Origin of the sequence: Rhodobaculum claviforme, assembly GCF_016653255.1 — a bacterium.
GTDB lineage: Bacteria > Pseudomonadota > Alphaproteobacteria > Rhodobacterales > Rhodobacteraceae > Rhodobaculum > Rhodobaculum claviforme.
In genome coordinates this window covers 1-23,336 of the sequence record NZ_NHSD01000198.1, presented here as the reverse complement: position 1 = coordinate 23,336, position 23,336 = coordinate 1, and the positions used below count along the sequence as shown (strand labels likewise).

Below are 23,336 nucleotides of genomic sequence, written 5' to 3'. Positions count from 1 at the left end.
GCACCCACCCCCGCCCGCGCGGGGTGGGGGTTTACACGCGCGGCCTCAGCGACCACCTTGGGGGTCGCAGCGAAGCACCCGCCCGACGGCGGCCTTCGAAATTCATCCCCCCCAGAAAACGAGGTAGACCATGAGCACCGTCAAGGCGGGCGACACCGTCCGTATTCATTACGATGGCACGCTGTCCGATGGCTCCAGCTTCGACAGCTCGGCCGGGCGCGACCCGCTGGAATTCGTCGTCGGCTCCGGCCAGATCATTCCCGGCCTCGACAATGCGCTGCCGGGCATGACCGTGGGCGAGAAGAAGGTCGTCGCCGTGCCCGCCGCCGAGGCCTATGGCGACCACCAGCCCGAAGGGCTGCAACAGGTCCCCCGCGCGCAGGTCCCCGAGGACATCCCCCTCGATCCCGGCACCCGGTTGCAGGTGCAGACCCCCGATGGCCGCACCCTGCCCGTCACCGTGACCGACGTCACCGACGAGGTGGTGGTGCTTGACGCCAACCATCCGCTGGCGGGCCAGGACCTCACCTTCGCGATCGAGCTCGTGGAAATCGTCTGAGGCTTTGCGCGGGCGCGGCGGGGGGCTATCTGTCAGCCATGCCCGCCGCGCCCGACCCCGCCGCCCTGCCCGATCCAGCCGCCCTGAAGGCCCGTCTGCGCGCCCGCGCGTTGGCCGAAGGCTTTGCGGCGATGGGCGTGTGCGCGCCCGACGCCATCCCGCAGGCGCCCGCCCGGCTGGCGGAGTTTCTGGAGGACGGGCGCCACGGACAGATGAGCTGGATGGCGGACCGCACGGCGTGGCGCGCCAATCCCGCGGCGCTGTGGCCCGACGCGCGGTCCGTGGTGATGCTGGCCGAACCCTACACCCCTGACGCGGATCCGCTGGAGGTCCTGAAGCACCCCGCCCGGGGCGCGGTCTCGGTCTATGCCTGGGGGCGCGATTACCACGACGTGGTCAAGAAACGCCTGAAGCGTCTGGGCCGCTGGCTGGTCGAGGAGACCGGCTGCGCGATCAAGGTGTTCGTGGACACGGCCCCGGTCATGGAAAAGCCGCTGGCGCAGGCCGCGGGGCTGGGCTGGCAGGGCAAGCACACCAACCTTCTGGGCCGTGATCTGGGCAACTGGGTGTTCCTGGGGGCACTGTTCACCACGCTGGAGCTGCCCCGCGACACGCCGGAGGAGGAGCATTGCGGCAGTTGCACTGCCTGTCTGAATATCTGCCCGACCCGGGCCTTTCCGGCGCCGTACCAGCTCGATGCGCGGCGCTGCGTGTCCTATCTGACGATCGAGCATCGCGGGCCGGTCGACCCGGATCTGCGCCCCGGCCTCGGCAACCGGATCTATGGCTGTGACGATTGCCTGGCGGTCTGCCCGTGGAACAAGTTCGCCATCGCCGCGACCGAGACGAAATACGCCGCGCGGGCCGATCTGGTGGCGCCCCCACTGGCGGAACTGGCGGCGCTGGACGATGCGGGGTTCCGGGCGCGGTTCTCGGGCTCGCCCATCAAGCGGATCGGACGGGACCGGTTCGTGCGCAATGTGCTTTATGCCATCGGGAATTCCGGCACACCCGGACTCGTGCCCGCCGCGGCCGATCTGACATCGGATGCCGACCCCGCGGTGGCGGAGGCCGCCGTCTGGGCACTGGGGCGGCTGGTGGGGGGGCCGGGATGACCGGCCCCCGCGCCATGGCTCAGCGCCGCTCGGACAGGAGCGGAGCCTTCCAGAAGCGTTGCGACATGAAGGGGTGGTCCTTCATCACCAAGCCATCCGCCGGCTTGCGGTCCGACAGCATCGGATAGAAGCCCGCCGAGAACAGCTTCTTCTCGCGATAGATCGCGCCCTCGACCGGCTTGCGGTCCGACAGCAGCGGCATGTAGCCCTCGGTGAACAGCTTGCGCCCGCGGTGGACGAGGTGCGGGGCCGGCCGGCGATCGCTTTTCATTTTCCAACCCATCATGGCCGAGAAGCTCCAGTTGCGCTTGGCGCGGATGTCCTGGACGGTGGTGAAGAACCGGCCATGGGTGCTGTCGATGGTCTCGGCGGTGCCATCCAGCGGGACGGTGGACAGATAGAAGTCCCCGTCGGTGCCCTGCACCGTCACCGGGTTGAAGGCGTCGAGCACGTTCTTGGCGCGCGCGGCGGCGCCGAAGGGCGTGATCTCGGCCCGGGCGACGACGACGGGCTTGCCGCCCTCGATGGCCTTGACGAGGGCCGGAACGGCCTCGGCCGGAACCTTGGCCGCCGCCAGCTTGTCGGCGAGGTTGGCGTCACCCTTGTTGAACAGGTCCATGTCCCGGTCGGGATGGCGCTCGGCGCGCAGGGCCTCCACCACGGACTTGGCCGTGTCGAGGTCCTTGTAGGCGCGTGTGACGATCGTAGTCATGTGTCCTCCGTCGATTTCCGGCCCCTTGGCGGCCGCATGAAAGGGTCCCGCCGCCCCGGAAAGGCAGCGCGGACCCGAACGTCACTGCCCCGTTCAACGAACATAGCCACTCGCACGCGCCGCGCCAACGACGCCGGCGCGCAGGAACGGCGCGGCCACCGCCAGCGCCGCCAGCAGCAGCACCATCTCGAACGCAAAGACGGGGACATAGGCATGCTCGGGGGCCATGTCCGGCCCGCCGCGCAGCATCAGCAGATCGCGCGCAAGCCCGCCGATCATCACGGCGATCCCCATGCAGGTCGCCTGTACCGCCCCCCAGGAGCCGAGCGCGAGGCCCACCTGCTCACGCGGGGCCGAGCGCATGGTCGCAACCAGCGTGCCATGGCTGAACAGCGCGGCGCCAAACCCCACAAGGAACGTGCCCGCCACGAACATCGGCGTCATCTGCGCAAAGGCCGCGGCGATCACAGCGGCAAACGCCGGCACGCCCAGCACGGCCCCCAGCGCGGCGAATCGCGTGGGGTCCACCCCCTGCATCAGCACGCGCGAGGCGATGGCGAAGCCCAGAAGGCCGCCACCCGCAAGCACCGCCGTCAACTGTGTCGTCTGGCTCACGGTCATGTCGAGAACCTGCCCGCCATAGGGCTCCATCAGCACATCCGCCATGCCGAAGCCGGCGGTGCCCAGCCCGATCATCGCCAGCAGGCGCACGGCACCGGGACGGGCGGCAAAGCGGGCCCAGGCCTCGCGGAACTCAGGCTGCGGGGTGGTGGCCATGGCGCGGGTGCGGTCGCGCGCCTCCTGCTTCCACAGGCACAGCATGTTGAGCACGACCGTCACCACGGCCACCCCCTGGATGACCTGGATGAGGCGGAGCGGGGAATAATCCTTGAGCAGCCAGCCGAAGATCAGCGCACTGACGGCCATGCCGAGCAGGAACATCACGAACATCAGGCCGACGACGCGGGGCTGGTCCTCTTCGGGGACCAGATCGGTGGCAAGCGCGAGGCCCACGGTCTGCACCATGTGCGCCCCGGCGCCGACCAGCAGAAACGACAGCGCGGCGGCGGAAATGCCGATCCAGCGGGGCGCGTCACCGGATTCACCGAACCCCGACAGCACCAGCAACGCAAACGGCATCACCGCAAAGCCGCCGAACTGCAGCAGCGTACCACGCCAGATATAGGGAACCCGCCGCCAGCCAAGGGCCGAGCGGTGGTTGTCCGAACGAAATCCGATCAGCGTGCGAAACGGCGCGAACACCAGCGGCAGTGCCAGCATGGCGGCGACGATGGTGGCGGGCACGCCCAGCTCCACGATCATCACGCGGTTCAGCGTGCCGTAAAGCAGCACCAGAGCCATCCCGACCGTCACCTGGAACAGCGACAGCCGCAGCAGCCGTTTCAACGGCACATCGCCCGTGGCGACATCGGCAAAGGGCAAAAAGCGCGTCCCGATGCGCGAGATCTGTGTCAGGGCGATGCGGCGGTAGTCGAACACTCTTGCGGCCTCCTTGGGCCGACCCCCTCGGGATGCGGCGGGGCGGGCAGGCACGGGGCAAGCAGCCTGTTACGGGCGGATGAGTTCTGGTTTGCGGGGCCCCGGGAGCGCCGGGAACCCGCGTTGCAGACCCCGCACCGTCCCGCGCAATGCAGGCACGGGTGCGGGGCATGCAATGATCCGGTCGGACCGGCGTCACCGCGGCGCTCGGGTCGTCCAGGGCACCGGGGAGAACCCTGGCGACCCCTGCGCCGTCGCGGCGGCCGGCCGGAGCCGGATCACTGCATCGGGACGCCCTGGTGATAGTTGGCAACCCAGTCGGTGTTGACCACGATGCCGACGTGCACCACCAGCGAGGCGATGGCGACGGCCGCCAGCAGCATCGGGATGCCGACGCCGGGCTTCACCACGAGCCAGATCTTCGCATTGTTCATGGGATGACCTCCTTAGCCGAGCCACGGGGTCGCGAGCGCGACCAGGATGTGGGCGAGGAGAGCGATCCCCCCGAAGACCCGGGTGCCGTCGATGATGTAGCTATGTACCTCTTCGGCTTCCTTCAGCGTCAAGCCGGTCGGCCAGACCTTGTCGGGATTGTCGTCGGACATACGAGTTCCTCCGTTTTGTCCAGAGTGACTTCAGGTCGGGCAGGCGGTCCCCCGTTCCCCGTCCCTGAATTGCCCTGCGGCATGCGGGGCATCACACACCCGTCAAACCGTCGAAGGTCGTTGGGCGCAAGCCGAGACTGTCAGATACTCTGGACAGTTTCAAGTGTCAGCTTCGATTGACATGAAGTTTCTGCGCGTCCCCGGATGGAAATTGCAACCGGAAATCATGCATTTTGCGCGTACAAATCGTCGCGGCCACCCGGCCGGGCCGCCAAGGTGCAATGCCCTCAGAGGGTTGTGGGGAACAAGCCGTCGGATTGGGGCGCGCAGGCGCGATGTCACGCGGCGCTGGCCGGTTGCACGCAAATTGACGGAGCCGGGGTGCCGCCCCCCCATCCGCCCCCGGAACAGCTGATTCGACCGGCAAGCCCGCCTCAGAAGCTGCCGAACGCCGTTCCGAGCGCAATCAGAACCACCAGCGCCACGATGGGCCCCACCACCGCCACCATGGCGATGTCGCGGTATGCCTCGCGGTGGGTCAGCCCGCAGATCGTCAGCAGCGTGATGACAGCCCCGTTGTGCGGCAGCGCATCAAGGCCCCCCGTCGCCACCGCCGTCACCCGGTGCAGCAGATCGGGCGACACGCCGGCGGCACGGCCCATCTCCAGGTAGGTGTCGCCCAGGGTGGCCAGCGCGATCGACATGCCCCCCGATGCCGACCCCGTCATCCCCGCCAGCAGGCTGGTCCCGATCGCCAGCGAGATCAGCGGGTTGTCCCCGCCCGCCGTCACCACCCAATCACGAATCAGCCCGAACGCCCCGAGCGATGCGATGACCGCGCCAAACCCCACCAGGCTTGCGGTGTTGAAGATCGGCATCAGCGAATCGCGCGCGCCCGCGTCCAGCGTCTCGGACAGCCGGGCCGCCAGTCGGCGCCAGTTCAGCGCCACCAGCGCGAGCGAGGCAAAGCTCAGCGCGGCGATGATCGACCACACCCCGCGCAGCGCGCCCACATCGGTCTGCCCGTACAGTGGCTGCGCCAGATAGGCGGTCTCCAGCCGGGGAATCACCCCGAAGGTGAACAGAAGATTGAGCGCGAGGACCAGCACCAGCGGTAGCGCGGCCACGAACAGCGAGGGCGGAACCGAAGGCCCCGCGTCCGCGTCGGCCCCGGCATCGGCGCCATAGCCGGGCCCGATCCGGCGCGCGCGGTATTCCAGCCACAGCCAGCCCAGCCCCAGCATCAGCGCCCCCGCGATCACCCCCAGCCCCGGGGCCGCAAACGGATCGGTACCGAAATACGGCATCGGGATCGCATTCTGGATCGCCGGAGTACCCGGCAGCGCGGTCATGGTGAAGGTGAAGGCCCCCAGCGCGATGGTCGCCGGAATCAGCACCTTCGGCAGATCCGCCTCGCGGAACAGCGCCGAGGCGATGGGCCACACGGCAAACGCCACGACAAACAGCGACACCCCGCCATAGGTCATCACCGCGCAGGACAGGATCACCGCCAGGATCGCGCGGGAGGGGCCAAGGCCCCGGATGATTCCATCCGCCAGAACCCGTGCGGAGCCCGACGCCTCCATCAGCTTGCCAAAGACGGCACCCAGCAGGAACAACGGAAAATACTGGACGATGAAGCCGCCCGTCGCCTGCATGAACACCTGGGTATAGGTCGCGAGAAGCGGGCCGCCCTGGGCAAGCAGAACGGCCAGCACCGACAGCACCGGCGTCAGCAACAACAGGCTGACACCGCGATAGGCCAGCCATATCAGCGCCGCCAGCGCCGCGACGATGACCGCGATTCCCAGCATGGCCGCCCCCGTGTTGGCGCACCGCAGAGCCTGAACGCTGCGGCGCGGCGGTGCAATGGCGCCCGTCGGCCCGCGGCGATGTCAGCCCGCGGGGGTGGAGGACACGCCGACCTGCGCGGGGCGCAACAGCTGCTCGTGCATGCGAAACCCCGCGGCCATCACCTGGATGATGTCACCGGCGCGGGTATCGGGGACCGGCGCCTCGAACATGGCCTGGTGGCTGTGCGGATCGAAGGCGTCACCGACCTCGGGCAGGACGCGCTGCACACCGTGCTTTTCCAGAACATTGACCAGCTCGCGCAGCGTCAGGTTCAGGCCTTCGACCAGGCCGGGGGCGGTCTCGCGGCCGACCTCGTCGATGGCATCGAGCGCACGCGTCAGATGGTCATAGACCGGCAGCATGTCCCGCGCGAGCTTGGCGCCGCCGTACATCAGCCCTTCGCGGCGGTCCCGTTCGGCGCGCTTGCGGCTGTTCTCGGCATCCGCAAGGGCGCGCATCATGCGCTCGCGCATGGCGTCCCGCTCGGCCTCCAGCGCGGCGATCTGGTCCTCCAGCGCCGCGGTGTCCGCGTCCATCGCGGGCGCCTCCTCGGGCGCGGGCGCCCCGGTGTCGGGATATGCCTCTTGGTTGCGTGCTTCTGCCATGGTCTTCCTCTGCAAGCCTCAGGGGGGGTCAGCCGCGCTCGTTCAGCAGGCGGCCGACAAGCTGGGCGGTATAATCCACGATGGGAACGATGCGACCGTAATTCAAACGCGTCGGGCCGATCACCCCCACCGCGCCGATCACCCGGCGCTCGGCGTTCATATAGGGAGACACCACCAGAGAGGAACCGGTCAGAGAGAAAAGCTTGTTCTCGGAGCCGATGAAGATGCGCACCCCGGCCCCCTCCTCGGTCAGCTCCAGGAACTCGGCGATGTCGCGCTTGCGCTCCAGGTCGTCGAACAGCGACCGGATGCGGTCCAGCTCGTCCGCGGCCGCCGGCGGCGACAGCAGGTTCGATTGCCCGCGCACGATCAGCCGCTCGTGCGGCTCCCCCTCGTTTTCCCAGGTCGCAAACCCCGATTCGACCAGGTCGCGCGCCAGCAGGTCGATCTCCTGGCGGCGGCGGGCGATCTCGCTGCGCATGCGCCCGCGCAGCTCCGACAGGGTATGCCCCTGGGCGATCGCGCTGAGGAAATTCGCCGCCTCGCGCAGCGACGACGGGGTCTGACCCGGCGGCGGGGTGAACACGCGGTTTTCGACATTGCCATCGGCGAACACCAGCACCACCAACGCCCGGTCCGACGACAGGCTGACGAACTCGATGTGGCGGATCGCAGCCTCGCGCTTGGGCGCCAGCACGACCGAGGCGCCGCGGGTGATGCTCGACAGCGCGGCGCCCACCCGGTCCAGCAGGCCGGTCACGTCATGCTCGTTGGTTCCACGTGTGGCATCCAGCGCCTCGCGGTCCTCGTCGGTGACGGGCGCGACCTCCAGCAGACCATCGACGAACAGCCGCAAACCCATCTGCGTGGGAATGCGCCCGGCCGACACATGGGGGCTGCCCAGCAGTCCCATGTATTCCAGATCCTGCATGACGTTGCGCACGGTCGCCGCCGAGACCTTCTCGGTCATGGAGCGTGTCAGCGTGCGTGACCCGACCGGATCGCCGGACTCCAGATACCCCTCGACCACGCGCCGAAACACCTCGCGCGAGCGGTCGTTGAGTTCCGATAGAATGCTGCCTGCGTCCTGCATCATGTGATCCCGAGCCTTGGAGTGATATGGGGACGCGCGCGCCCGGGTCAATCGGCTCGAGCTCCCGGGTCGGCCCCAGGGTGAGGATCGCCGGGCTTGCGCAGGTCAGGGCGCCAACGATAACAGCATGCAACCAAGAGAACCAAGGAGATCACACATGCGGCCATCGGGGCGCGACCTGGACAGCCTGCGGTCGGTGACGATCGAGACGAACGTGACGCGGCACGCCGAAGGCTCGTGCCTGGTGCGCATGGGCGACACGCATGTGCTGTGCACCGCCTCGATCGAGGAGCGTACACCGCCGTTCCTCAAGAACACCGGGCTGGGATGGGTGACGGCGGAATACGGCATGCTGCCGCGCGCCACCACCACCCGCAACCGCCGCGAGGCCGCCTCGGGCAAGCAGACCGGCCGCACGGTGGAGATCCAGCGCCTGATCGGACGGTCGCTGCGCGCGGGCATCGACCGCTCGGCCATGGGCGAGCGGCAGATCACGGTGGATTGCGACGTGCTCCAGGCCGACGGCGGCACGCGCTGCGCGGCGATCACCGGCGGCTGGGTGGCGCTGCGGCTGGCGGTGAACAAGCTGCTGAAAGCCGGGGTCATCGCCTCGGACCCCATCGTGGACCATGTCGCGGCGATCAGCGCGGGGGTTTATGCCGGACAGCCGGTGCTGGACCTCGACTACGCCGAGGACAGCGTGGCGGGCGTGGATGGCAACTTCGTGATGACCGGCGCGGGCCGCCTGATCGAGGTGCAGATGTCGGCCGAGGGGGCGACATTCTCGCGCACCGAAATGGACCAGTTGATGGGGCTGGCCGAGGCCGGGGTCACCGCGCTTGTGGCCGTCCAGAAGGCCGCCACCACATGACACGTCTGGCGCGGGGCGACCGGCTGGTGGTCGCCACCCACAACACCGGCAAGCTGGAAGAGATCGCGGCACTGTTGGAGCCGTTCGGCGTCGACGTGACCTCGGCCGGGGCGCTGGGGCTGCCGGAACCCGAGGAGACCGAGTCGACCTTTGTCGGCAATGCACGGATCAAGGCCCATGCCGCCGCGCGGGCCACCGGGCTGCCATCGCTGGCCGATGATTCGGGTCTGGCGGTGGACGCCCTCGACGGGGCGCCCGGCGTCTATACTGCCGACTGGGCCGAAACCCCGACGGGGCGCGACTTCGACATGGCGATGCGCCGCACCTGGCAGGCGCTTGAGGACGCAGGCGCCCCGGAACCACGGCGTGCCGCGTTCTGTTGCACCCTGGTGCTGGCCTGGCCGGACGGGACGGATGCCGTGTTCGAGGGGCGTATGGAGGGCCGGATCGTCTGGCCGATGCGCGGCGACCAGGGGCACGGCTATGACCCGATCTTTCAGCCCGACGGATGGTCGATGACCTTCGGCGAGATGGACCGCTGGGAAAAGAACCGTATCAGCCACCGCGCCGACGCCTTTGCCAGGTTCGTGGCCGGGTGCCTGTAGCGGCGCCCGAACCGGTGGACGATTGGCGCCACGGCGGTTTTGGCGTTTATCTGCATTGGCCCTTTTGTCAGGCAAAATGCCCCTATTGCGACTTCAACAGCCATGTCACGGCGCAGATTGACCAGAAACGCTGGGCCGACGCCTATCGCAGGGACATCGCGCGGGTTGCAGCCCTGGTGCCGGATCGGATTGTCCGGTCGATCTTTATCGGCGGCGGCACCCCATCCCTGATGCAGCCCGACACCGTGGCGGCCGTCGTGGACGCCGTGCGTGGGGGCTGGCCCACCGCCAACGATCTGGAAGTGACGCTGGAGGCCAACCCCACCTCGGTCGAGGCGGGGCGGTTCCGTGGCTATCGCGATGCCGGTGTGAACCGTGTTTCCATGGGAATCCAAGCACTTGATGACCACGCTCTGCGACGGCTGGGACGGATGCACAGCGTGGCGGAGGCCCGCGCCGCCTTTGACGTCGCGCGCGCTCATTTCGAGCGCGTCAGCTTCGACCTGATCTATGCCCGGCAGGATCAGTCGGCAGCGGAGTGGAAGCGGGAGTTGCATGAGGCGCTGTCGATGGCGGTCGATCATCTGTCACTCTATCAGTTGACGATCGAGGACGGCACACCCTTTGCGGCGCGTCTGGCGGCCGGTGGCCTGCGCGGCCTGCCCGATCAGGACCTGTCGGCCGACCTGTACGAGGTGACGCAGGAGGTCTGCTCGGCCGCCGGGATGGACGCCTACGAGGTGTCCAACCATGCCCGGCCAGGGGCGATGTCGCAGCACAACCTGATCTATTGGCGGTGCGGCGACTGGGCCGGGGTCGGCCCCGGAGCGCATGGACGCCTGACCATCGCCGGGGAGCGCTGCGCCACAGTCGCACCGTCAGCCCCCGGGGCATGGCTGGCACGGGCCGAAGCCGGGATCGATGTGGACAGCAGCGAACCGCTGGCGCGACCTGACGCGGCGGCCGAAGTGCTGATGATGGGCCTGCGCCTGTCGGAGGGTGTGGACCTCCGCCGGCTACGGACACTGGGGCTGGAGGTTGCCGGCCTGCAAGAGCTTGTGGATGACGGGCTGATTGCGCTCGATGGCAGCCGCATGACCGCCTCGGCCCGGGGACGGCTGATCCTCAACAGTGTCTTGCGGCGGTTGCTGTCGGATCAGCCGTGACCGCCGAGGAGTTGACACAGCTGGTCCAGCTGCTCGATGGTCTTGTACTGGATCGTGACCCGCCCTTCCCCGCCCGGACGATGATCCACGACGACGGACATCCCGAGATTGGCCGACAGATCCTGTTCGAGCACCCGTGTATCCGCGTCCTTGGGGGCACGTGACCCCGACCGCGGCGTCGTCGGAGCGTCGGTCCGCGCTGAGTCACGGGCGAGGGTCTCGGCCGCACGGACAGAAAGACCCTTGTCAATAATCTTTTTTGCGAGAGATTCGGGATCAGACGCCGTCACGAGCGTGCGTGCATGTCCGGCAGTGAGGCGCCCTTCGCGCAGATGCACCTGAACTTCTTCGGGAAGTTGCAGAAGGCGAAGCAGATTGGCGATATGGCTCCGGCTTTTTCCGAGGGCTGCGGCCAGACGCTCCTGGGTGTGGCCGAAGCGGTCCATCAACTGGCGAAACCCAAGCGCCTCCTCCAACGGGTTGAGATCGGCGCGCTGAATGTTCTCGATGATCGCGACTTCAAGAACCTCGGTGTCGCTGAAATCGCGTACGATCACCGGCACATCGTGGAGCTGCGCCATCTGTGCGGCGCGCCAGCGACGCTCACCGGCCACGATCTCGTAGTGATCGGCCCGGTCCCGGATCGGACGCACGATCAGGGGCTGAATGATCCCCTTGGCGCGGATCGACGCGGAGAGCTCTTCCAACGCCTCGGCGGCAAAATGACGACGCGGCTGTTCCGGGTTGGGATGCAGCTGCTCGACCGGAACCACCAGATCGGGACGGGACGGCGCCGTCGGTGCGGCGGCATCATGGCTGACCTCCGCCATCAGGGCGGACAGACCACGTCCGAGACCGCGCCGCTCCTTGCGTTCGCTCATTGGGATGTCCTCAGGCAGGGATTCTGGATGACTGGTCGTGCCGCTCGATGATTTCCCGCGCAAGGGCGCGATAGGCCGAGCTGCCCTTGGACGCGGGATCGTAGGTCAGCACCGACTGGGCATGCGACGGCGCCTCACTCAGCCGCACATTCCTGGGGATCACGGTGCGGCATACGAGATCGCCCATGGTCTCGCGGGCATCGGCCTCCACATGTTGTGCGAGATTGTTGCGCCGATCATACATTGTGAGAACAACCCCCTCGATCCGGAGATCGGGGTTTGCGCTCTCGCGCACGCTGCGCAGCGTCAACATCAACTGGGACAGCCCTTCCAGCGCGAAAAACTCCGCCTGCAACGGCACAAGCACGGAATGTGCCGCAACCATTGCATTCAAGGTCAACAGGCTGAGCGACGGCGGGCAATCCAGAAAGACGTAATCAAACCGCTGCAGGGTGGCTGCATCCAGGGCTTCGCGCAACAGCGATGTTCGGCCCTCCGTCTCTGCCATGGCGATGTCTGCCGATGACAGATCGGTGGTTGCCGGACAGATGCTGACCCCCGCGATCGGCGTGGTGCGAATCACGTCTGTCAACCTGGCCCCGTCGAGAAGGAGGTCGTAGCTTGTCAGAGTCCGCTCGGTGATCGCGATACCGAGTCCAGTGGAGGCGTTGCCCTGTGGATCCAGGTCGATCAGCAGAACCGCCTTGCCCATCTCGGCCAACGCAGCTGCAAGGTTGATTGCAGTCGTCGTTTTGCCCACCCCGCCCTTCTGGTTGGCAATGGCAACGACCCGAGGGCCCATCCGGGATTGCGCAAGCGGATCATACACGGGAAATATCCTCGACAGCTAGAACGACGCCTTCGGCACTGGTCTTGCTTGGATGTTTGTGGACCTGAAAGCGCCAGTGTTCAAGCGCTGTCGCGATCTCTGCCTCAGATTGTCCGCCCTTCAAGAACAGGGCCACACCAGAGGCCGCCAAATGCCGTTCAGCAAGGCCCAGAAGACGGGTGAGCGGGGCCAGAGCCCGTGCACTTACCACATCCGCATTCTGAGGGCGTGTGCTTTCAACTCTGTCAGCAACCACGGCAACGTCGACCCCACATGCACGGGCAGCCGTCACAAGAAACGCAGCCTTGCGCTGGTCGCTCTCGATAAGCGTGATCTTTAGGCTCGGCCTGCTCTCCGCCGCTGCAATGGCAACCACGAGGCCCGGAAAACCAGCGCCACTGCCAAGGTCCACCCAGCGACTGGCAGTTCCTGGAGCGAAATCGACGAGTTGAAGTGAATCGTCGATATGGCGGGTCCATACGTCATTGAGCGTCGCTGGGCTCACGAGGTTTATCTTGCTGTTCCAGGTTCTCAAAAGCTCGACGAAGGTATTGAGCCTGTTCAATGTTTCACGTGGAACATTCTGCGATGGACCCCTATCCCGCAGCACGGCTGAGTCCGCGAATATGGGCAAGCAGCAGAGTCAGGGCCGCAGGTGTCATTCCCTCGATCCGCCCAGCTTGGGCAATTGTGGACGGACGGTGCCGGCGGAACTTCTCCTTGATTTCATTGGACAAGCCACCGATGGCGTCAAAATCGAGGTCCTCGGGAATCAGAAGCGCTTCGTCCCGCAGGAGACGCGCCACATCGGCCGCCTGGCGCTCCAGATACGGGGCGTACATGGCGTCTCGCTTAAGTTGCTCTTTGATTTCAGCCGAAAACAACAGTACATCAGGTTCCAGGACGCCGAACCGCTCAACATCCATATCAGGAGCGCTCAGCAGTTCCAGGGCAGACCGGACCGCCCCATCCCTTCCGAGCTGGATGCCCAGCGTGGATGCGGCGGCTCTGTTGATGCGTACCTTCGACAGCACTCCCCTTCCGTATTCCAAGGCGTCCATCTTCCGACCGAACACCTCGGCCCGCACCTCACCCACGCAGCCAATTTCCATCCCCATCGGGGTGAGACGCTGGTCCGCATTATCCGCCCGGAGCTGCAACCTGTATTCGGCGCGTGACGTGAACATCCGGTAAGGCTCGGTCACCCCGCGCGTCACAAGATCATCCACCATCACACCGATGTAGCTGTCACTCCGCCCAAAGACTACAGCCGGTCGTCCAAGCGCCCTGCATGCCGCATTGAGCCCTGCCACAAGGCCCTGCGCGGCGGCCTCCTCGTACCCCGTCGTCCCATTGATCTGCCCGGCGAAAAACAGGCCGTTCACAGCCCTCAGCTCAAGCGAGCTTCGCAGTGACCGCGGGTCGATGAAATCGTATTCGATCGCATATCCCGGCTGGAGGATTTCGGCGCCTTCCAAGCCCCCGATCGATCGAACATAATTGATCTGCACGTCCTCGGGCAGCGAACAGGACAACCCGTTGGGATAGACTGTATCGCTCTGCAGACCTTCCGGCTCAAGAAAGACCTGGTGCCCGTCCTTATCGGGAAAGCGCACAACCTTGTCTTCGATCGAGGGGCAATAGCGCGGCCCCTTCCCCGCAATTCGCCCGCTGTACATCGCTGACCGGTGGAGGTTGTCTCGCACGATCCGATGCGTCTCCCGATTTGTCGTCGTGATACCGCAGGAAACCTGCTCGGCTATCGGCCTCGACGACAGGAAGGAAAACATCGTCGCGATATCATCTGCCGGCTGGCTTTCCAACTCTGACCAGTCGATCGTCCGCCGGTCCAGACGAGGCGGTGTTCCGGTCTTGAGTCGCCCTGTTGGCAAACCCAAATCCGTGAGGCGCTTTGCCAGCCGGACAGACGGCGCTTCACCAATGCGCCCGCCTTGGATCGTGCGGTCCCCAATATGGATCACACCACGGAGAAAGGTTCCAGTCGTCAGAACGACGGCCGCGGCTTGCAGTTTCTGACCGTCAGCCAGCACCACGCCAGTGACGGAATCGCCAGATATGACAAGATCAATAACCTCGCCTTCCATCACCTCGAGACGTGGCACCGATGTGATTTCTCGCTGCATTGCGGATCGATACAGATCTCGATCAGTCTGCGCCCGAGGACCCTGCACCGCAGGGCCTTTGCTCCGATTCAACAGCCGGAACTGAATTCCGGCTGCATCGGCGACAACTCCCATGACGCCGTCAAGAGCGTCGATCTCGCGAACCAGGTGGCCCTTGCCGAGCCCACCGATTGCGGGGTTGCACGACATCACGCCGATGCTGTTGGCCTGTAGCGTCAACAGGACAACCGTGGCACCCATACGGGCTGCTGCATGAGCCGCCTCGGTCCCTGCGTGCCCGCCTCCGATGACGATGACATCTGCATGTTTCACGTGAAACACCTACTTCCCGATGCAAAAGCTTGAAAACACTTGATCAAGTATATCTTCGACGTCCAGCCGTCCCACGAGGACCTCGAGGCTTCGTGCGGCAACACGCAACTCTTCGGATACAATCTCATATCCGTCGCCGTTCAGCAAACCCGCCTCTGCGCGCACCAGCGCCTCGACCGCCATTCGCACAGCATTTTCATGTCGTACGCGGGTCAATGTCCCGACGGAGGCAACCTGCTCCACCAACTGCGCCTCGATCCGCGACACCAGATTGTCGATCCCGCCGCCCGTCAGCCCCGATACGCCATGTGCGGCCTCAGGGTACAGATCGCCCTTCGAAAGAGCCGCAATGTCTCCCGGTCGCCAAAGGTCAGAATCCGGATTTTCCCCCTCCTCCACCAGGAAGACCCGAAGATCCGCAGTCTCGGCCCGTTGACGCGCTCTTGCGATCCCCAGTTCCTCGATTGCATCGTCCGAGTCACGCAAACCCGCTGTATCCAGCAACGTGACCGCCATGCCCCCAATATCCATGCGGACTTCAATGACGTCACGGGTCGTCCCAGCGATTTCAGATGTCAGGGCCGCATCACGACCAGCGAGCCGGTTCAGCAGTGTCGACTTCCCGACATTTGGGCGACCAACGATCGCCACCTCGAATCCGTCCCGAATCCGTTCCGCTGCGCGAACACCTCGGAGCTCGGACCCCATGGATACACGCACTGCCGAAATCACCTGGGTGACTTCCTCTGTCACTTCAGCCGGCACGTCCTCATCGACAAAGTCGATGGTCGACTCCAGCAGTGCCAGAGCCTGAATCAGGGACACCCGCCAGCCGTCGGCGGTCCGCCCGATGCTGCCCGACAGCACCCGCTGTGCCTGTCTTCGCTGCGCATTGGTCTCGGCAAGGAGAAGATCCGCCAACCCTTCGACCTGGGTGAAGTCGAGGCGGCCGTTCTCCATCGCGCGCCAGGTGAATTCGCCAGCCTGCGCGGGCCTCAGCCCTTCCATCCGCCCCAGCGCACCGAGCACCGCCGAGACGACAGCGATACTGCCATGCAGATGCAACTCTGCAACGGCTTCGCCGGTAAAACTGCGCCCATCTCCGAATATGGTAACAATCGCTTCGTCCAGAACATCATCGTTCCAGCGAAGCGTCCTCAGGCTGGCCCGCCGTTCGGCAGGAAGCTCCCCACAAAGGGCGCGCACAGCCTGATGTGCGCGGTCCCCCGAGATCCGCACCACGGCCACCCCGGACCGACCCCGCGCCGAGGCCAGCGCAAAGATCGTATCCGCTCGCATGGCTGTGTCAGGTGTTCATGGAGTCAAAAAAGTCCCCGTTGGACTTTGTCTGTTTCAGCTTGGAGATCAGGAACTCGACGGCATCCGTCGTGCCCATCGGGTTCAGGATCCGCCGCAGCACAAAGGTTTTCTGAAGATCGCCCTTGTCAACCAGCAGCTCCTCCTTGCGGGTGCCGGACTTCAGAATGTCGATTGCCGGGAACACGCGCTTGTCCGCAACCTTGCGGTCCAGCACGATTTCCGAATTCCCGGTGCCCTTGAATTCCTCGAAGATGACCTCATCCATGCGGCTGCCGGTATCGATCAGCGCCGTCGCGATGATGGTCAGCGATCCGCCTTCCTCGATGTTGCGCGCGGCGCCGAAAAACCGCTTCGGGCGCTGAAGCGCGTTGGCGTCCACACCACCGGTGAGGACCTTGCCCGACGACGGCACGACCGTGTTGAACGCCCGGCCGAGCCGGGTGATCGAATCCAGCAGGATCACCACGTCCCGCTTGTGTTCCACTAGCCGCTTGGCCTTTTCGATCACCATTTCCGCGACGGCAACATGGCGCGTCGCAGGTTCGTCAAAGGTCGAGGAGACGACCTCGCCCTTCACGTTGCGCTGCATGTCGGTCACTTCCTCCGGCCGTTCGTCGATCAGGAGGACAATGAGGTAGCATTCCGGGTGATTGCTGGCGATCGAGTGCGCAATGTTCTGCAAAAGCACCGTCTTGCCGGTCCGCGGCGGCGCGACGATCAACGCCCGCTGTCCCTTGCCCAGGGGCGAGACGATGTCGATAATCCGCGCCGACCGGTCCTTGGTCGTCGGGTCGTCGGTTTCCATCGTCATCCGCTCATCGGGGTACAGCGGCGTCAGGTTGTCGAAGTGCACCTTGTGACGGGCGCGCTCGGGCGCGTCGAAATTGATCTGGGTGACGCGGATCATCGAGAAATAGCGTTCGTTGTCGCCCGGCGCGGAAATCACGCCTTCGACCGTATCCCCGGTCCGCAGCGCGAACTGCCGGATCGTCTCGGGCGAGACATAGATATCGTCCGGCCCCGAAAGATAGTTCGCTTCCTTCGACCGCAGGAACCCGAACCCGTCCTGAAGCACCTCCAGCACACCATCGCCCGAGATCTCCCAGCCCTCTTCGGCGCGCTCCTTCAGGATCGAGAACATCATCTCGCCCTTGCGCATCGAGGATGCGTTCTCGATCTCCAGCTCCTCTGCCATCTCCAGCAGGATCGCAGGGCTCAGACGCTTCAGGTCGGCCAGATTCAACTTCTGGTCGGAGAGGGACTCGTCAAGAGGGGACATGGGCGCGGGAACCTCCCGGTCTTGCACGTCGAGTTTGATCCGGGTGCGTGGAAACGATCCGCTCCGGACGGAACGGGCCACCAGCGCTACACGCGGCGCGCTGGTCTGTCAACGCGGCCGGGTCGGGAGCTGTCGTCAGAACTTGACGACAACCGACACCACAATCAGCACCATGAGCAGCGTCGGCACCTCGTTCATCATCCGGTACTGTCGGCCGGTCAGGTCGTTGTTGCCGGAAACAAACGCCTTTCTGCGCCTGGCCAGCCACATGTGAAACCAGGTCATCCCGGCCAGGCCCGCCAGTTTCGTCCACGGCCAGACCATGTCCCACTGCACCACCCCCGGGATCAGCACGAGGGCGAGGCCAAGGATCCAGGCTGTGATCATCGCCGGGTTCATGATGATTCGGAGCAGTTTCTCTTCCATCGTCTGGAACAGCGCATCCGTGGGGGTTCCGGTCGCCACCTGTTCGACGTGATAGACATACAGGCGCGGCAGGTAGAACAGCCCGGCCATCCACGCGATGACGGCCATGATGTGGAACGCCCGGATCCACAGATAGTACCCGATCAGCCAGTCCATGCCGCCCACCCTGCGCTTGCGTGCCCAGCCTACTAATTCTGTTTTAATGAAATGAAAAGATTGTGGTTGATAGTAGCGCTGTGGATAGCTCGCGCCACACAGCCCGTCCCCCGGCACATCCACAGTGCCAACCCTGTGGAAAACCCTGTGTGCAAACTTGCGTATCGGTTCAGCTCGGAAAAATATCGCTGTGCTGCAGGATGTTATGATGTGAATCTCGCGTCGCCCCTGTGCACAGTCTGGTCGGCACAACTTCGACGGCCCGAGATATCCACAGGCCGCGATCAGTCGGTGCGCACAGGTGGACAAACCGGTGACGGAGGGCGATCATATGGTGCAAGCTTCGGGGCCCGGAGGCTACCGACAGGTTCCACGCCCACATATCCCCAAGGTTACTCCTGATTTCTCCCGCCATGTCCGAGCCCCTCATCCTCGCCTCCGGGTCCGCCATCCGCGCGCAACTGCTGCGCCGCGCCGGGCTGTCGCCCGAGGTCGTGCCGGCCCGCATCGATGAGGGTGCCCTGCAGGCCGCCCTCGTGGCCGAGGGTGCCGCGCCACGGGACGTGGCCGATGCCCTGGCCGAGCAGAAGGCGCGCAAGGTCTCGCAACGGCGGCCGGGCGCGCTGGTTCTCGGCTGCGATCAGGTCATGGTGTTCGAAGGCGCCGTCCTCGGCAAACCCGGTGACATCGCAGAGGCCCGCACCCGCTTGCGCGCGTTGCGGGGACAGTCACACCAGTTGATCTCGGCCGCCGTGTTGTATCGCGATGGCGTGCCGGTGTGGCGCCACCTCGATCACGCCACGCTCCTGATGCGGGAGTTTTCCGATGCGTTCCTCGAGGCGTATCTGGAGCGCGGCTGGCCCGAACTGGCGCAGACCGTCGGCGCCTACAAGGTCGAGGAGGACGGCGTACGCCTGTTTGCCGACATCCAGGGATCGCATTTCACGGTGCTCGGGCTGCCTCTGATCCCGCTTCTTGTTCATCTTGGCCGTATCGGAGTGATCGAGGCATGACATCGGACCCCTCCCCCACCGCGCCGCTGGCCGCCGTTATCGGATCGCCGATCGGGCAGAGCCGCTCGCCCGCCCTGCACGGACACTGGCTGCAGCGCTATGGCATTCGCGGCCACTACGTCCCGATGGAGGTGTCGCAGGCGGATTTCGCGCAGGTGATCGCGATGCTGCCCCGCATGGGCTTTGTCGGCTGTAACGTGACCATCCCGCACAAGGAGCGCGCCTTGCAGCTTGCGGATGCGGTGTCGGATCGCGCCTCGCTGATCGGAGCGGCCAACACGCTGACATATCGCGCCGATGGCCGACTGCATGCGGACAACACCGACGGCTATGGCTTTCTCGCGAACCTGCGGCAGGAGGTGCCGCACTGGCACCCGCCCGCCGGGGCGGCGGCCGTGCTGGGGGCGGGCGGCGCCGCCCGTGCCGTTGTCGTGGCATTGCTGGAGGCCGGTGTGCCCGAGATCCGCGTGGCCAACCGCACCCGCGCCCGATCGGACGCGCTGCGCGCCGATTTCGGGGCGCGCGTGGTCGTGTATGACTGGGTCGAGGCGGGCCACATGCTCGACCAGGCCGCCACGGTGGTCAACACCACCGCCCTGGGAATGACCGGCAAGCCCGACCTGCGCGTGCCGCTGGAGGCGCTGAGCCCGCAGGCGGTGGTCTGCGATCTGGTTTATGCGCCCTTGCGCACCGCCTTGCTGGAGGACGCCGCCCGGATCGGCTGTACGACCGTCGACGGCCTCGGGATGCTCCTCCACCAGGCCGCCCCGGGCTTCGAGCGGTGGTTCGGACAGCGCCCCGAGGTTGACGAGGCCGCCCGCGCCGCGGTTCTCGCGGGATGACGCGGCCGTTCGTGCTTGGGCTGACCGGCTCCATCGGCATGGGCAAGACCACCACGGCCGGCATGTTCGCCGATGCCGGGGTGCCGGTGTGGGATGCCGACGCGGCGGTGCATGCGCTTTATGCCGCGGATGGTGCCGCTGTGCCCATTGTGGCGGCGCTGTGCCCGGATGCGGTGGGGCCGGACGGGGTGGATCGTGCGGCGCTCAAGTCCTGGGTCGCGCGGACACCCGACGGGCTGGCGCGGCTGGAAGGTGGCGTGCACCCGCTTGTGGCTGCCGACCGCGCCGCCTTTGTCGCCCGGGCCGCGGCGCAGGCGCAGCCTGTCGTGGTTCTCGATGTGCCGTTGTTGTTTGAAACCGGGGCGGACCGCGCCTGTGACGCCGTCGCTGTCGTCAGCGCCCCCGAGGCGGTGCAGCGTGCCCGCGTTCTGGCCCGGCCCGGCATGACGCCGCAAACCTTTGCCGCGCTGATGGCCCGCCAGATGCCGGACGCCGAAAAACGTGCGCGGGCCGATCACGTGATCGCCACGACGGATCTGGACAGCGCGCGGGGCGACGTGCAGCGACTGCTGGACCGGATTCGGGGGAACCGCCATGCGTGAACTTGTTCTTGATACCGAAACGACGGGCCTCGACCCCGCCGAGGGTCACCGCATCGTCGAGATCGCGGCGGTGGAGCTTGTGAACCACGTCACCACCGGCCGCACCTGGCATGAATACATCAACCCGGGCCGCCCCGTGCCCGCCGAGGCGCAGGAGGTGCACGGCCTCGACGATGCGTTTCTGGCCGACAAGCCACCATTCGAGCGTGTGGTGGACAGCTTCCTGGCCTTTGTGGGGGACGCCCGTCTGGTGATCCACAATGCCGCCTTCGACATGCGGTTCCTGAATGCGGAGCTGTCGCGCGCGGGCCGCCCCGCGTTGCCGTCCGATCGGGCGCTGGACACGCTGGCGATGGCGCGCGCCCGGTTCCCGGGCTCGCCCGCGTCGCTGGATGCGCTGTGTCGCCGGTTCGGGGTCAACAACGCCGCCCGCGAAAAGCACGGCGCGCTTCTCGACTGCGAGCTTCTGGCCGAGGTGTATCTGGAGCTGATCGGCGGCCGCCAGCCCGATTTCCAGCTGGCCACCCGGACCACCGGGATGGCGCGCCGCACCGACAGCGCGTGGCGCATTCCCCCGCGCCCGCGCCCCCTGCCCGCGCGCATCACCGACACCGAGGCCGAGGCCCACGCCCGCCTGCGCGAGAAACTGGGCGCCGACGCGGTCTGGTCCCGCTTCGACTGAGGGCGCCCCCCGGCGGACCGGGGGGCTGCGGGCTCAGCTCGGCTGGGTGCCCTGGGCCTTGCGCAGCTCGGCCTGGCGCTGAAGCTCCTGACGGTACAGCGCCATGAAGTCGATCAGGTCCAGGTTCAGCGGCAGGAAGCCGCCGTCGCGCGTGACGTCGCTGACGATGCGCCGGGCAAACGGGAACAGCAGGCGCGGACACTCGATCAGCAGGAACGGGTGCAGCTGCTCCTGCGGGATGCCGTCGACGAGAAACACCCCGGCGTATTCCAGCTCCAGCAGGAACAACGCGGCTCCGTCGGCCTTGTTGGACGAGTTGATCTTGTACTTGGTGACCACCTCGTACTGGTTCTCGGTGTCCTCGCGCTTGCGGGCGTCGAGGCTGACCTGCACCTTGATGTCGGGCTGCACGCCTTCGGTCTTGCCGCCGCGTTGGGCAAAGGCGTTCTCGAAGGACATGTCGCGGATGTACTGCGCGACGATCTGCACCCGGACCTGCGGCTGGGCGTCGCCGCCCTGGGGTTGCTGGGGGGTCGCGGGCGCAGCGCCGCCATTGCCGGTTTCGGCCATTTCAAGCTCCTGGGAATGTCTGCCAATACAAGGTCGGGCGTGTGTTACCACCTTGGTCCCGGCGGCTCAATGCCGCACCGGACGGCGGGCAGCCAGATCGGCGGGCGGCGGGATCAGTCGTCGTCGGGCTTGACCCAGCGGCTGGGGGGCTGGCCCTCGCGGCGCGGTGGCGGGTCGGTGACATCGCGGAAGTCCGGCTCGATCACGTCTTCGCGCCGGGGCTGGGTCCGGCCGCGGGCGTGACCATGTGGCGCGGCGCCGAACACCCGCACATGCACACGGTTGCGCACGATCCAGCGCAGCACCGACGTGCGCACCCCCGGCACCAGCAGTGCAAAGCCGATGGCATCCGTCAGGAACCCCGGCGTCAGCAGCAGCGCGCCCGCCAGCACGATCAGCGCGCCATGCGCCAGCGGCGCCAGCGGATCGCCCAGTTCGTCCAGTGCACGCTGCGCCTCGCGCAGGATCTGCGTGCCCTGCCGGCGCACCAGCGCGGTGCCGATCATGGCCGTGGCGACCACCACCGCCAGCGTGGGCCACAGCGTCAGCCAGCCGCCCACCTGGATGAACAGGGCGATCTCGATGAGCGGGACGGCGACGAAGATCACGAACAGCCACATGGCACGCTCCCTGGGTCAAGGCTCGGTGTCCGGGGGGACGATCCGGCCGCGTTGGCGGGCAAGGTGGACTCACCCGGTCATGCGCCTTACATACTGTCTCGCCCTGTGCTACCCAACCTCTTCCCTCCGTCCCGCGAGGTCATCATGGATTCCGCCGTGCTACAGCTTCTCGTCCTTGCCGGTATCGCAATCTTTCTCGTGCTCCGGCTCAAGAGCGTGCTCGGCACCCGCGAGGGGTTCGAGAAACCGCCCGTGACAGATCGCCCCGATGCGCCGGTCCGCAGTGCCGGTCGCCGGGATTTCGAGGTGATCGAGGGTGGCCCCGACACCGACATCATCGACCATGTGCCGGAGGCCAGCAACGAGGCCACCGCCCTGCGCGCCATGAAGGAGGCCGAGCCCGATTTCCACGTCGGCGACTTCCTGCACGGCGCCCGGCAGGCCTATGAGATGATCCTCATGGCCTTCGAGAAGGGCGACATGGATGCCCTCGTGCCGTTCCTGTCGCGCGACGTGTACGACAGCTTCATGGAAGTCGTGGAGGCCCGCGAGAACCAGGGCCTCACGGTCGAGGCGAATTTCGTCGGCCTGCGGGATGTGCGGATCACCGGCGCCCACTTCGACAGCGAAACCGCCGAGGGCGAGATCACCGTCCGCTTCGAGGCGGAGCTGACCTCGGCCGTGCGCAACGCCGACGGCAACATCGTCGAGGGCGATCCCAACGAGATCAAGCGCCAGCGCGACACCTGGACGTTTGCCCGCCGCATGGGGGTGGACGATCCCAACTGGCAGCTCGTCGCGACGGGGGACTGAGCGTGTCCGGGCTGGCCCGTCCCGTCGCGGCATCCGGGCACGCCCGCCCCCGCGCATGAGCCGGCGCCGCGCGCCGCGCAGCCTGCGCGCCGATGAACAGGACCTGTGGCGGCGCATCGCCGAGACGACGCGCCCCCTCCGGCCGCAGCGCGCGGCCCCTGC

General features: G+C 66.5%; 26 protein-coding genes. 10 read left to right on the top strand and 16 right to left on the bottom strand.

Features of this window, described 5'->3' with window-relative positions:
• The first annotated feature begins 130 nt into the window (after positions 1–130).
• Both CCR87_RS06890 and queG read left to right on the top strand, forming a co-directional pair.
• Complete coding sequence (locus tag CCR87_RS06890) at positions 131–559, top strand: FKBP-type peptidyl-prolyl cis-trans isomerase (protein ID WP_201156819.1); 429 nt, start codon at positions 131–133, stop codon at positions 557–559.
• Positions 560–597: 38 nt separating this feature from the next.
• Complete coding sequence (gene queG, locus CCR87_RS06885; protein ID WP_201156818.1) at positions 598–1,674, top strand: tRNA epoxyqueuosine(34) reductase QueG; 1,077 nt, start codon at positions 598–600, stop codon at positions 1,672–1,674.
• A gap of 19 nt (positions 1,675–1,693) precedes the next feature.
• Here the strand turns inward: queG and CCR87_RS06880 are convergent, their stop codons facing one another.
• The 7 genes from CCR87_RS06880 to hrcA form a co-directional block, all read right to left on the bottom strand.
• Entirely contained in the window at positions 1,694–2,386 is a 693-nt protein-coding gene (locus CCR87_RS06880) for a hypothetical protein (RefSeq protein WP_201156817.1), read from the bottom strand.
• A gap of 93 nt (positions 2,387–2,479) precedes the next feature.
• Positions 2,480–3,886 carry an MFS transporter gene (locus CCR87_RS06875; RefSeq protein WP_201156816.1) on the bottom strand — a complete coding sequence of 469 codons (1,407 nt, stop codon included), beginning with the start codon at positions 3,884–3,886 and terminating at the stop codon, positions 2,480–2,482.
• 278 nt (positions 3,887–4,164) lie between these two features.
• Complete coding sequence (locus CCR87_RS06870) at positions 4,165–4,320, bottom strand: light-harvesting protein (protein ID WP_201156815.1); 156 nt, start codon at positions 4,318–4,320, stop codon at positions 4,165–4,167.
• Positions 4,321–4,332: 12 nt separating this feature from the next.
• On the bottom strand, positions 4,333–4,491 hold the full coding sequence (gene pufB / locus CCR87_RS06865) for a light-harvesting antenna LH1, beta subunit (RefSeq protein WP_201156814.1): 159 nt from the start codon (positions 4,489–4,491) through the stop codon (positions 4,333–4,335).
• Between the two features lie 434 nt (positions 4,492–4,925).
• The gene (locus tag CCR87_RS06860; RefSeq protein WP_201156813.1) at positions 4,926–6,305 is read right to left on the bottom strand and encodes a GntP family permease; all 1,380 of its coding nucleotides are present in this window, start codon (positions 6,303–6,305) and stop codon (positions 4,926–4,928) included.
• An 81-nt stretch (positions 6,306–6,386) separates the two neighbouring features.
• Positions 6,387–6,950, bottom strand: a complete 564-nt coding sequence (locus CCR87_RS06855; RefSeq protein WP_201156812.1) for a nucleotide exchange factor GrpE — start codon at positions 6,948–6,950, stop codon at positions 6,387–6,389.
• Between the two features lie 28 nt (positions 6,951–6,978).
• The gene (hrcA, locus tag CCR87_RS06850; protein WP_201156811.1) at positions 6,979–8,043 is read right to left on the bottom strand and encodes a heat-inducible transcriptional repressor HrcA; all 1,065 of its coding nucleotides are present in this window, start codon (positions 8,041–8,043) and stop codon (positions 6,979–6,981) included.
• 157 nt (positions 8,044–8,200) lie between these two features.
• Here hrcA and rph point away from each other — a divergent pair, with 157 nt between their 5' ends.
• The 3 genes from rph to hemW are packed head-to-tail and all read left to right on the top strand — an operon-like array spanning position 8,201 to position 10,685.
• Complete coding sequence (gene rph, locus CCR87_RS06845; RefSeq protein ID WP_201156810.1) at positions 8,201–8,914, top strand: ribonuclease PH; 714 nt, start codon at positions 8,201–8,203, stop codon at positions 8,912–8,914.
• Positions 8,911–9,519: an RdgB/HAM1 family non-canonical purine NTP pyrophosphatase gene (gene rdgB / locus CCR87_RS06840; RefSeq protein ID WP_201156809.1), complete on the top strand. Its 609-nt coding sequence runs from the start codon at positions 8,911–8,913 to the stop codon at positions 9,517–9,519. The genes rph and rdgB overlap by 4 nt, the downstream gene beginning before the upstream one ends.
• Before the next feature lie 14 nt (positions 9,520–9,533).
• Positions 9,534–10,685, top strand: coding sequence for a radical SAM family heme chaperone HemW (hemW, locus tag CCR87_RS06835; RefSeq protein ID WP_201156822.1), 1,152 nt, complete (start codon positions 9,534–9,536; stop codon positions 10,683–10,685).
• Here hemW and CCR87_RS06830 read toward each other — a convergent pair.
• From CCR87_RS06830 to hemJ, 7 genes are all read right to left on the bottom strand, one after another.
• Positions 10,676–11,566: a ParB/RepB/Spo0J family partition protein gene (locus CCR87_RS06830; protein WP_201156808.1), complete on the bottom strand. Its 891-nt coding sequence runs from the start codon at positions 11,564–11,566 to the stop codon at positions 10,676–10,678. The genes hemW and CCR87_RS06830 overlap by 10 nt on opposite strands.
• Before the next feature lie 10 nt (positions 11,567–11,576).
• Positions 11,577–12,368 carry a ParA family protein gene (locus CCR87_RS06825; RefSeq protein ID WP_201156821.1) on the bottom strand — a complete coding sequence of 264 codons (792 nt, stop codon included), beginning with the start codon at positions 12,366–12,368 and terminating at the stop codon, positions 11,577–11,579.
• Positions 12,369–12,387: 19 nt separating this feature from the next.
• Complete coding sequence (gene rsmG / locus CCR87_RS06820) at positions 12,388–12,960, bottom strand: 16S rRNA (guanine(527)-N(7))-methyltransferase RsmG (protein ID WP_242511896.1); 573 nt, start codon at positions 12,958–12,960, stop codon at positions 12,388–12,390.
• A 31-nt stretch (positions 12,961–12,991) separates the two neighbouring features.
• On the bottom strand, positions 12,992–14,860 hold the full coding sequence (mnmG, locus tag CCR87_RS06815) for a tRNA uridine-5-carboxymethylaminomethyl(34) synthesis enzyme MnmG (RefSeq protein ID WP_201156807.1): 1,869 nt from the start codon (positions 14,858–14,860) through the stop codon (positions 12,992–12,994).
• Positions 14,861–16,150 (bottom strand): tRNA uridine-5-carboxymethylaminomethyl(34) synthesis GTPase MnmE, encoded by a 1,290-nt coding sequence (gene mnmE / locus CCR87_RS06810; protein WP_201156806.1) that lies wholly within the window; start codon positions 16,148–16,150, stop codon positions 14,861–14,863.
• 7 nt (positions 16,151–16,157) lie between these two features.
• The gene (rho, locus tag CCR87_RS06805) at positions 16,158–17,450 is read right to left on the bottom strand and encodes a transcription termination factor Rho (protein WP_201156805.1); all 1,293 of its coding nucleotides are present in this window, start codon (positions 17,448–17,450) and stop codon (positions 16,158–16,160) included.
• Positions 17,451–17,585: 135 nt separating this feature from the next.
• Positions 17,586–18,032, bottom strand: coding sequence for a protoporphyrinogen oxidase HemJ (hemJ, locus tag CCR87_RS06800; protein ID WP_201156804.1), 447 nt, complete (start codon positions 18,030–18,032; stop codon positions 17,586–17,588).
• A gap of 413 nt (positions 18,033–18,445) precedes the next feature.
• Here hemJ and CCR87_RS06795 point away from each other — a divergent pair, with 413 nt between their 5' ends.
• The 4 genes from CCR87_RS06795 to dnaQ are packed head-to-tail and all read left to right on the top strand — an operon-like array spanning position 18,446 to position 21,171.
• Positions 18,446–19,045, top strand: coding sequence for a Maf family protein (locus CCR87_RS06795; protein WP_201156803.1), 600 nt, complete (start codon positions 18,446–18,448; stop codon positions 19,043–19,045).
• Positions 19,042–19,887 carry a shikimate dehydrogenase gene (locus CCR87_RS06790; protein WP_201156802.1) on the top strand — a complete coding sequence of 282 codons (846 nt, stop codon included), beginning with the start codon at positions 19,042–19,044 and terminating at the stop codon, positions 19,885–19,887. Before CCR87_RS06795 ends, CCR87_RS06790 begins: the two co-directional genes overlap by 4 nt.
• A complete protein-coding gene (coaE, locus tag CCR87_RS06785; protein WP_201156801.1) occupies positions 19,884–20,489 on the top strand; it encodes a dephospho-CoA kinase in 606 nt (201 codons plus the stop codon). The genes CCR87_RS06790 and coaE overlap by 4 nt, the downstream gene beginning before the upstream one ends.
• Positions 20,482–21,171 carry a DNA polymerase III subunit epsilon gene (gene dnaQ, locus CCR87_RS06780; protein WP_201156800.1) on the top strand — a complete coding sequence of 230 codons (690 nt, stop codon included), beginning with the start codon at positions 20,482–20,484 and terminating at the stop codon, positions 21,169–21,171. Before coaE ends, dnaQ begins: the two co-directional genes overlap by 8 nt.
• 33 nt (positions 21,172–21,204) lie before the next feature.
• Here dnaQ and secB read toward each other — a convergent pair whose 3' ends face one another.
• Positions 21,205–21,741 carry a protein-export chaperone SecB gene (gene secB, locus CCR87_RS06775; RefSeq protein WP_201156799.1) on the bottom strand — a complete coding sequence of 179 codons (537 nt, stop codon included), beginning with the start codon at positions 21,739–21,741 and terminating at the stop codon, positions 21,205–21,207.
• Between the two features lie 113 nt (positions 21,742–21,854).
• Positions 21,855–22,361, bottom strand: coding sequence for an FxsA family protein (locus CCR87_RS06770; protein ID WP_201156798.1), 507 nt, complete (start codon positions 22,359–22,361; stop codon positions 21,855–21,857).
• 144 nt (positions 22,362–22,505) lie between these two features.
• Between CCR87_RS06770 and CCR87_RS06765 the strand changes: the two genes are divergently transcribed.
• Complete coding sequence (locus CCR87_RS06765; protein WP_201156797.1) at positions 22,506–23,174, top strand: Tim44/TimA family putative adaptor protein; 669 nt, start codon at positions 22,506–22,508, stop codon at positions 23,172–23,174.
• Positions 23,175–23,336 lie beyond the last annotated feature (162 nt).

What these genes read in the sequence shown, in the direction of transcription:
- rdgB (WP_201156809.1), top strand. Translation starts at nt 8,911, where the DNA reads ATGACACGTCTGGCGCGGGGCGACCGGCTGGTGGTCGCCACCCACAAC.
- CCR87_RS06830 (WP_201156808.1), bottom strand. Translation starts at nt 11,566, where the DNA reads ATGAGCGAACGCAAGGAGCGGCGCGGTCTCGGACGTGGTCTGTCCGCC.
- CCR87_RS06880 (WP_201156817.1), bottom strand. Translation starts at nt 2,386, where the DNA reads ATGACTACGATCGTCACACGCGCCTACAAGGACCTCGACACGGCCAAG.
- CCR87_RS06855 (WP_201156812.1), bottom strand. Translation starts at nt 6,950, where the DNA reads ATGGCAGAAGCACGCAACCAAGAGGCATATCCCGACACCGGGGCGCCC.
- secB (WP_201156799.1), bottom strand. Translation starts at nt 21,741, where the DNA reads ATGGCCGAAACCGGCAATGGCGGCGCTGCGCCCGCGACCCCCCAGCAA.
- CCR87_RS06860 (WP_201156813.1), bottom strand. Translation starts at nt 6,305, where the DNA reads ATGCTGGGAATCGCGGTCATCGTCGCGGCGCTGGCGGCGCTGATATGG.
- CCR87_RS06770 (WP_201156798.1), bottom strand. Translation starts at nt 22,361, where the DNA reads ATGTGGCTGTTCGTGATCTTCGTCGCCGTCCCGCTCATCGAGATCGCC.
- CCR87_RS06790 (WP_201156802.1), top strand. Translation starts at nt 19,042, where the DNA reads ATGACATCGGACCCCTCCCCCACCGCGCCGCTGGCCGCCGTTATCGGA.
- CCR87_RS06795 (WP_201156803.1), top strand. Translation starts at nt 18,446, where the DNA reads ATGTCCGAGCCCCTCATCCTCGCCTCCGGGTCCGCCATCCGCGCGCAA.
- queG (WP_201156818.1), top strand. Translation starts at nt 598, where the DNA reads ATGCCCGCCGCGCCCGACCCCGCCGCCCTGCCCGATCCAGCCGCCCTG.
- pufB (WP_201156814.1), bottom strand. Translation starts at nt 4,491, where the DNA reads ATGTCCGACGACAATCCCGACAAGGTCTGGCCGACCGGCTTGACGCTG.
- hrcA (WP_201156811.1), bottom strand. Translation starts at nt 8,043, where the DNA reads ATGCAGGACGCAGGCAGCATTCTATCGGAACTCAACGACCGCTCGCGC.
- CCR87_RS06825 (WP_201156821.1), bottom strand. Translation starts at nt 12,368, where the DNA reads ATGGGCCCTCGGGTCGTTGCCATTGCCAACCAGAAGGGCGGGGTGGGC.
- coaE (WP_201156801.1), top strand. Translation starts at nt 19,884, where the DNA reads ATGACGCGGCCGTTCGTGCTTGGGCTGACCGGCTCCATCGGCATGGGC.
- CCR87_RS06890 (WP_201156819.1), top strand. Translation starts at nt 131, where the DNA reads ATGAGCACCGTCAAGGCGGGCGACACCGTCCGTATTCATTACGATGGC.
- rho (WP_201156805.1), bottom strand. Translation starts at nt 17,450, where the DNA reads ATGTCCCCTCTTGACGAGTCCCTCTCCGACCAGAAGTTGAATCTGGCC.
- rph (WP_201156810.1), top strand. Translation starts at nt 8,201, where the DNA reads ATGCGGCCATCGGGGCGCGACCTGGACAGCCTGCGGTCGGTGACGATC.
- dnaQ (WP_201156800.1), top strand. Translation starts at nt 20,482, where the DNA reads ATGCGTGAACTTGTTCTTGATACCGAAACGACGGGCCTCGACCCCGCC.
- CCR87_RS06870 (WP_201156815.1), bottom strand. Translation starts at nt 4,320, where the DNA reads ATGAACAATGCGAAGATCTGGCTCGTGGTGAAGCCCGGCGTCGGCATC.
- mnmE (WP_201156806.1), bottom strand. Translation starts at nt 16,150, where the DNA reads ATGCGAGCGGATACGATCTTTGCGCTGGCCTCGGCGCGGGGTCGGTCC.
- CCR87_RS06765 (WP_201156797.1), top strand. Translation starts at nt 22,506, where the DNA reads ATGGATTCCGCCGTGCTACAGCTTCTCGTCCTTGCCGGTATCGCAATC.
- hemJ (WP_201156804.1), bottom strand. Translation starts at nt 18,032, where the DNA reads ATGGACTGGCTGATCGGGTACTATCTGTGGATCCGGGCGTTCCACATC.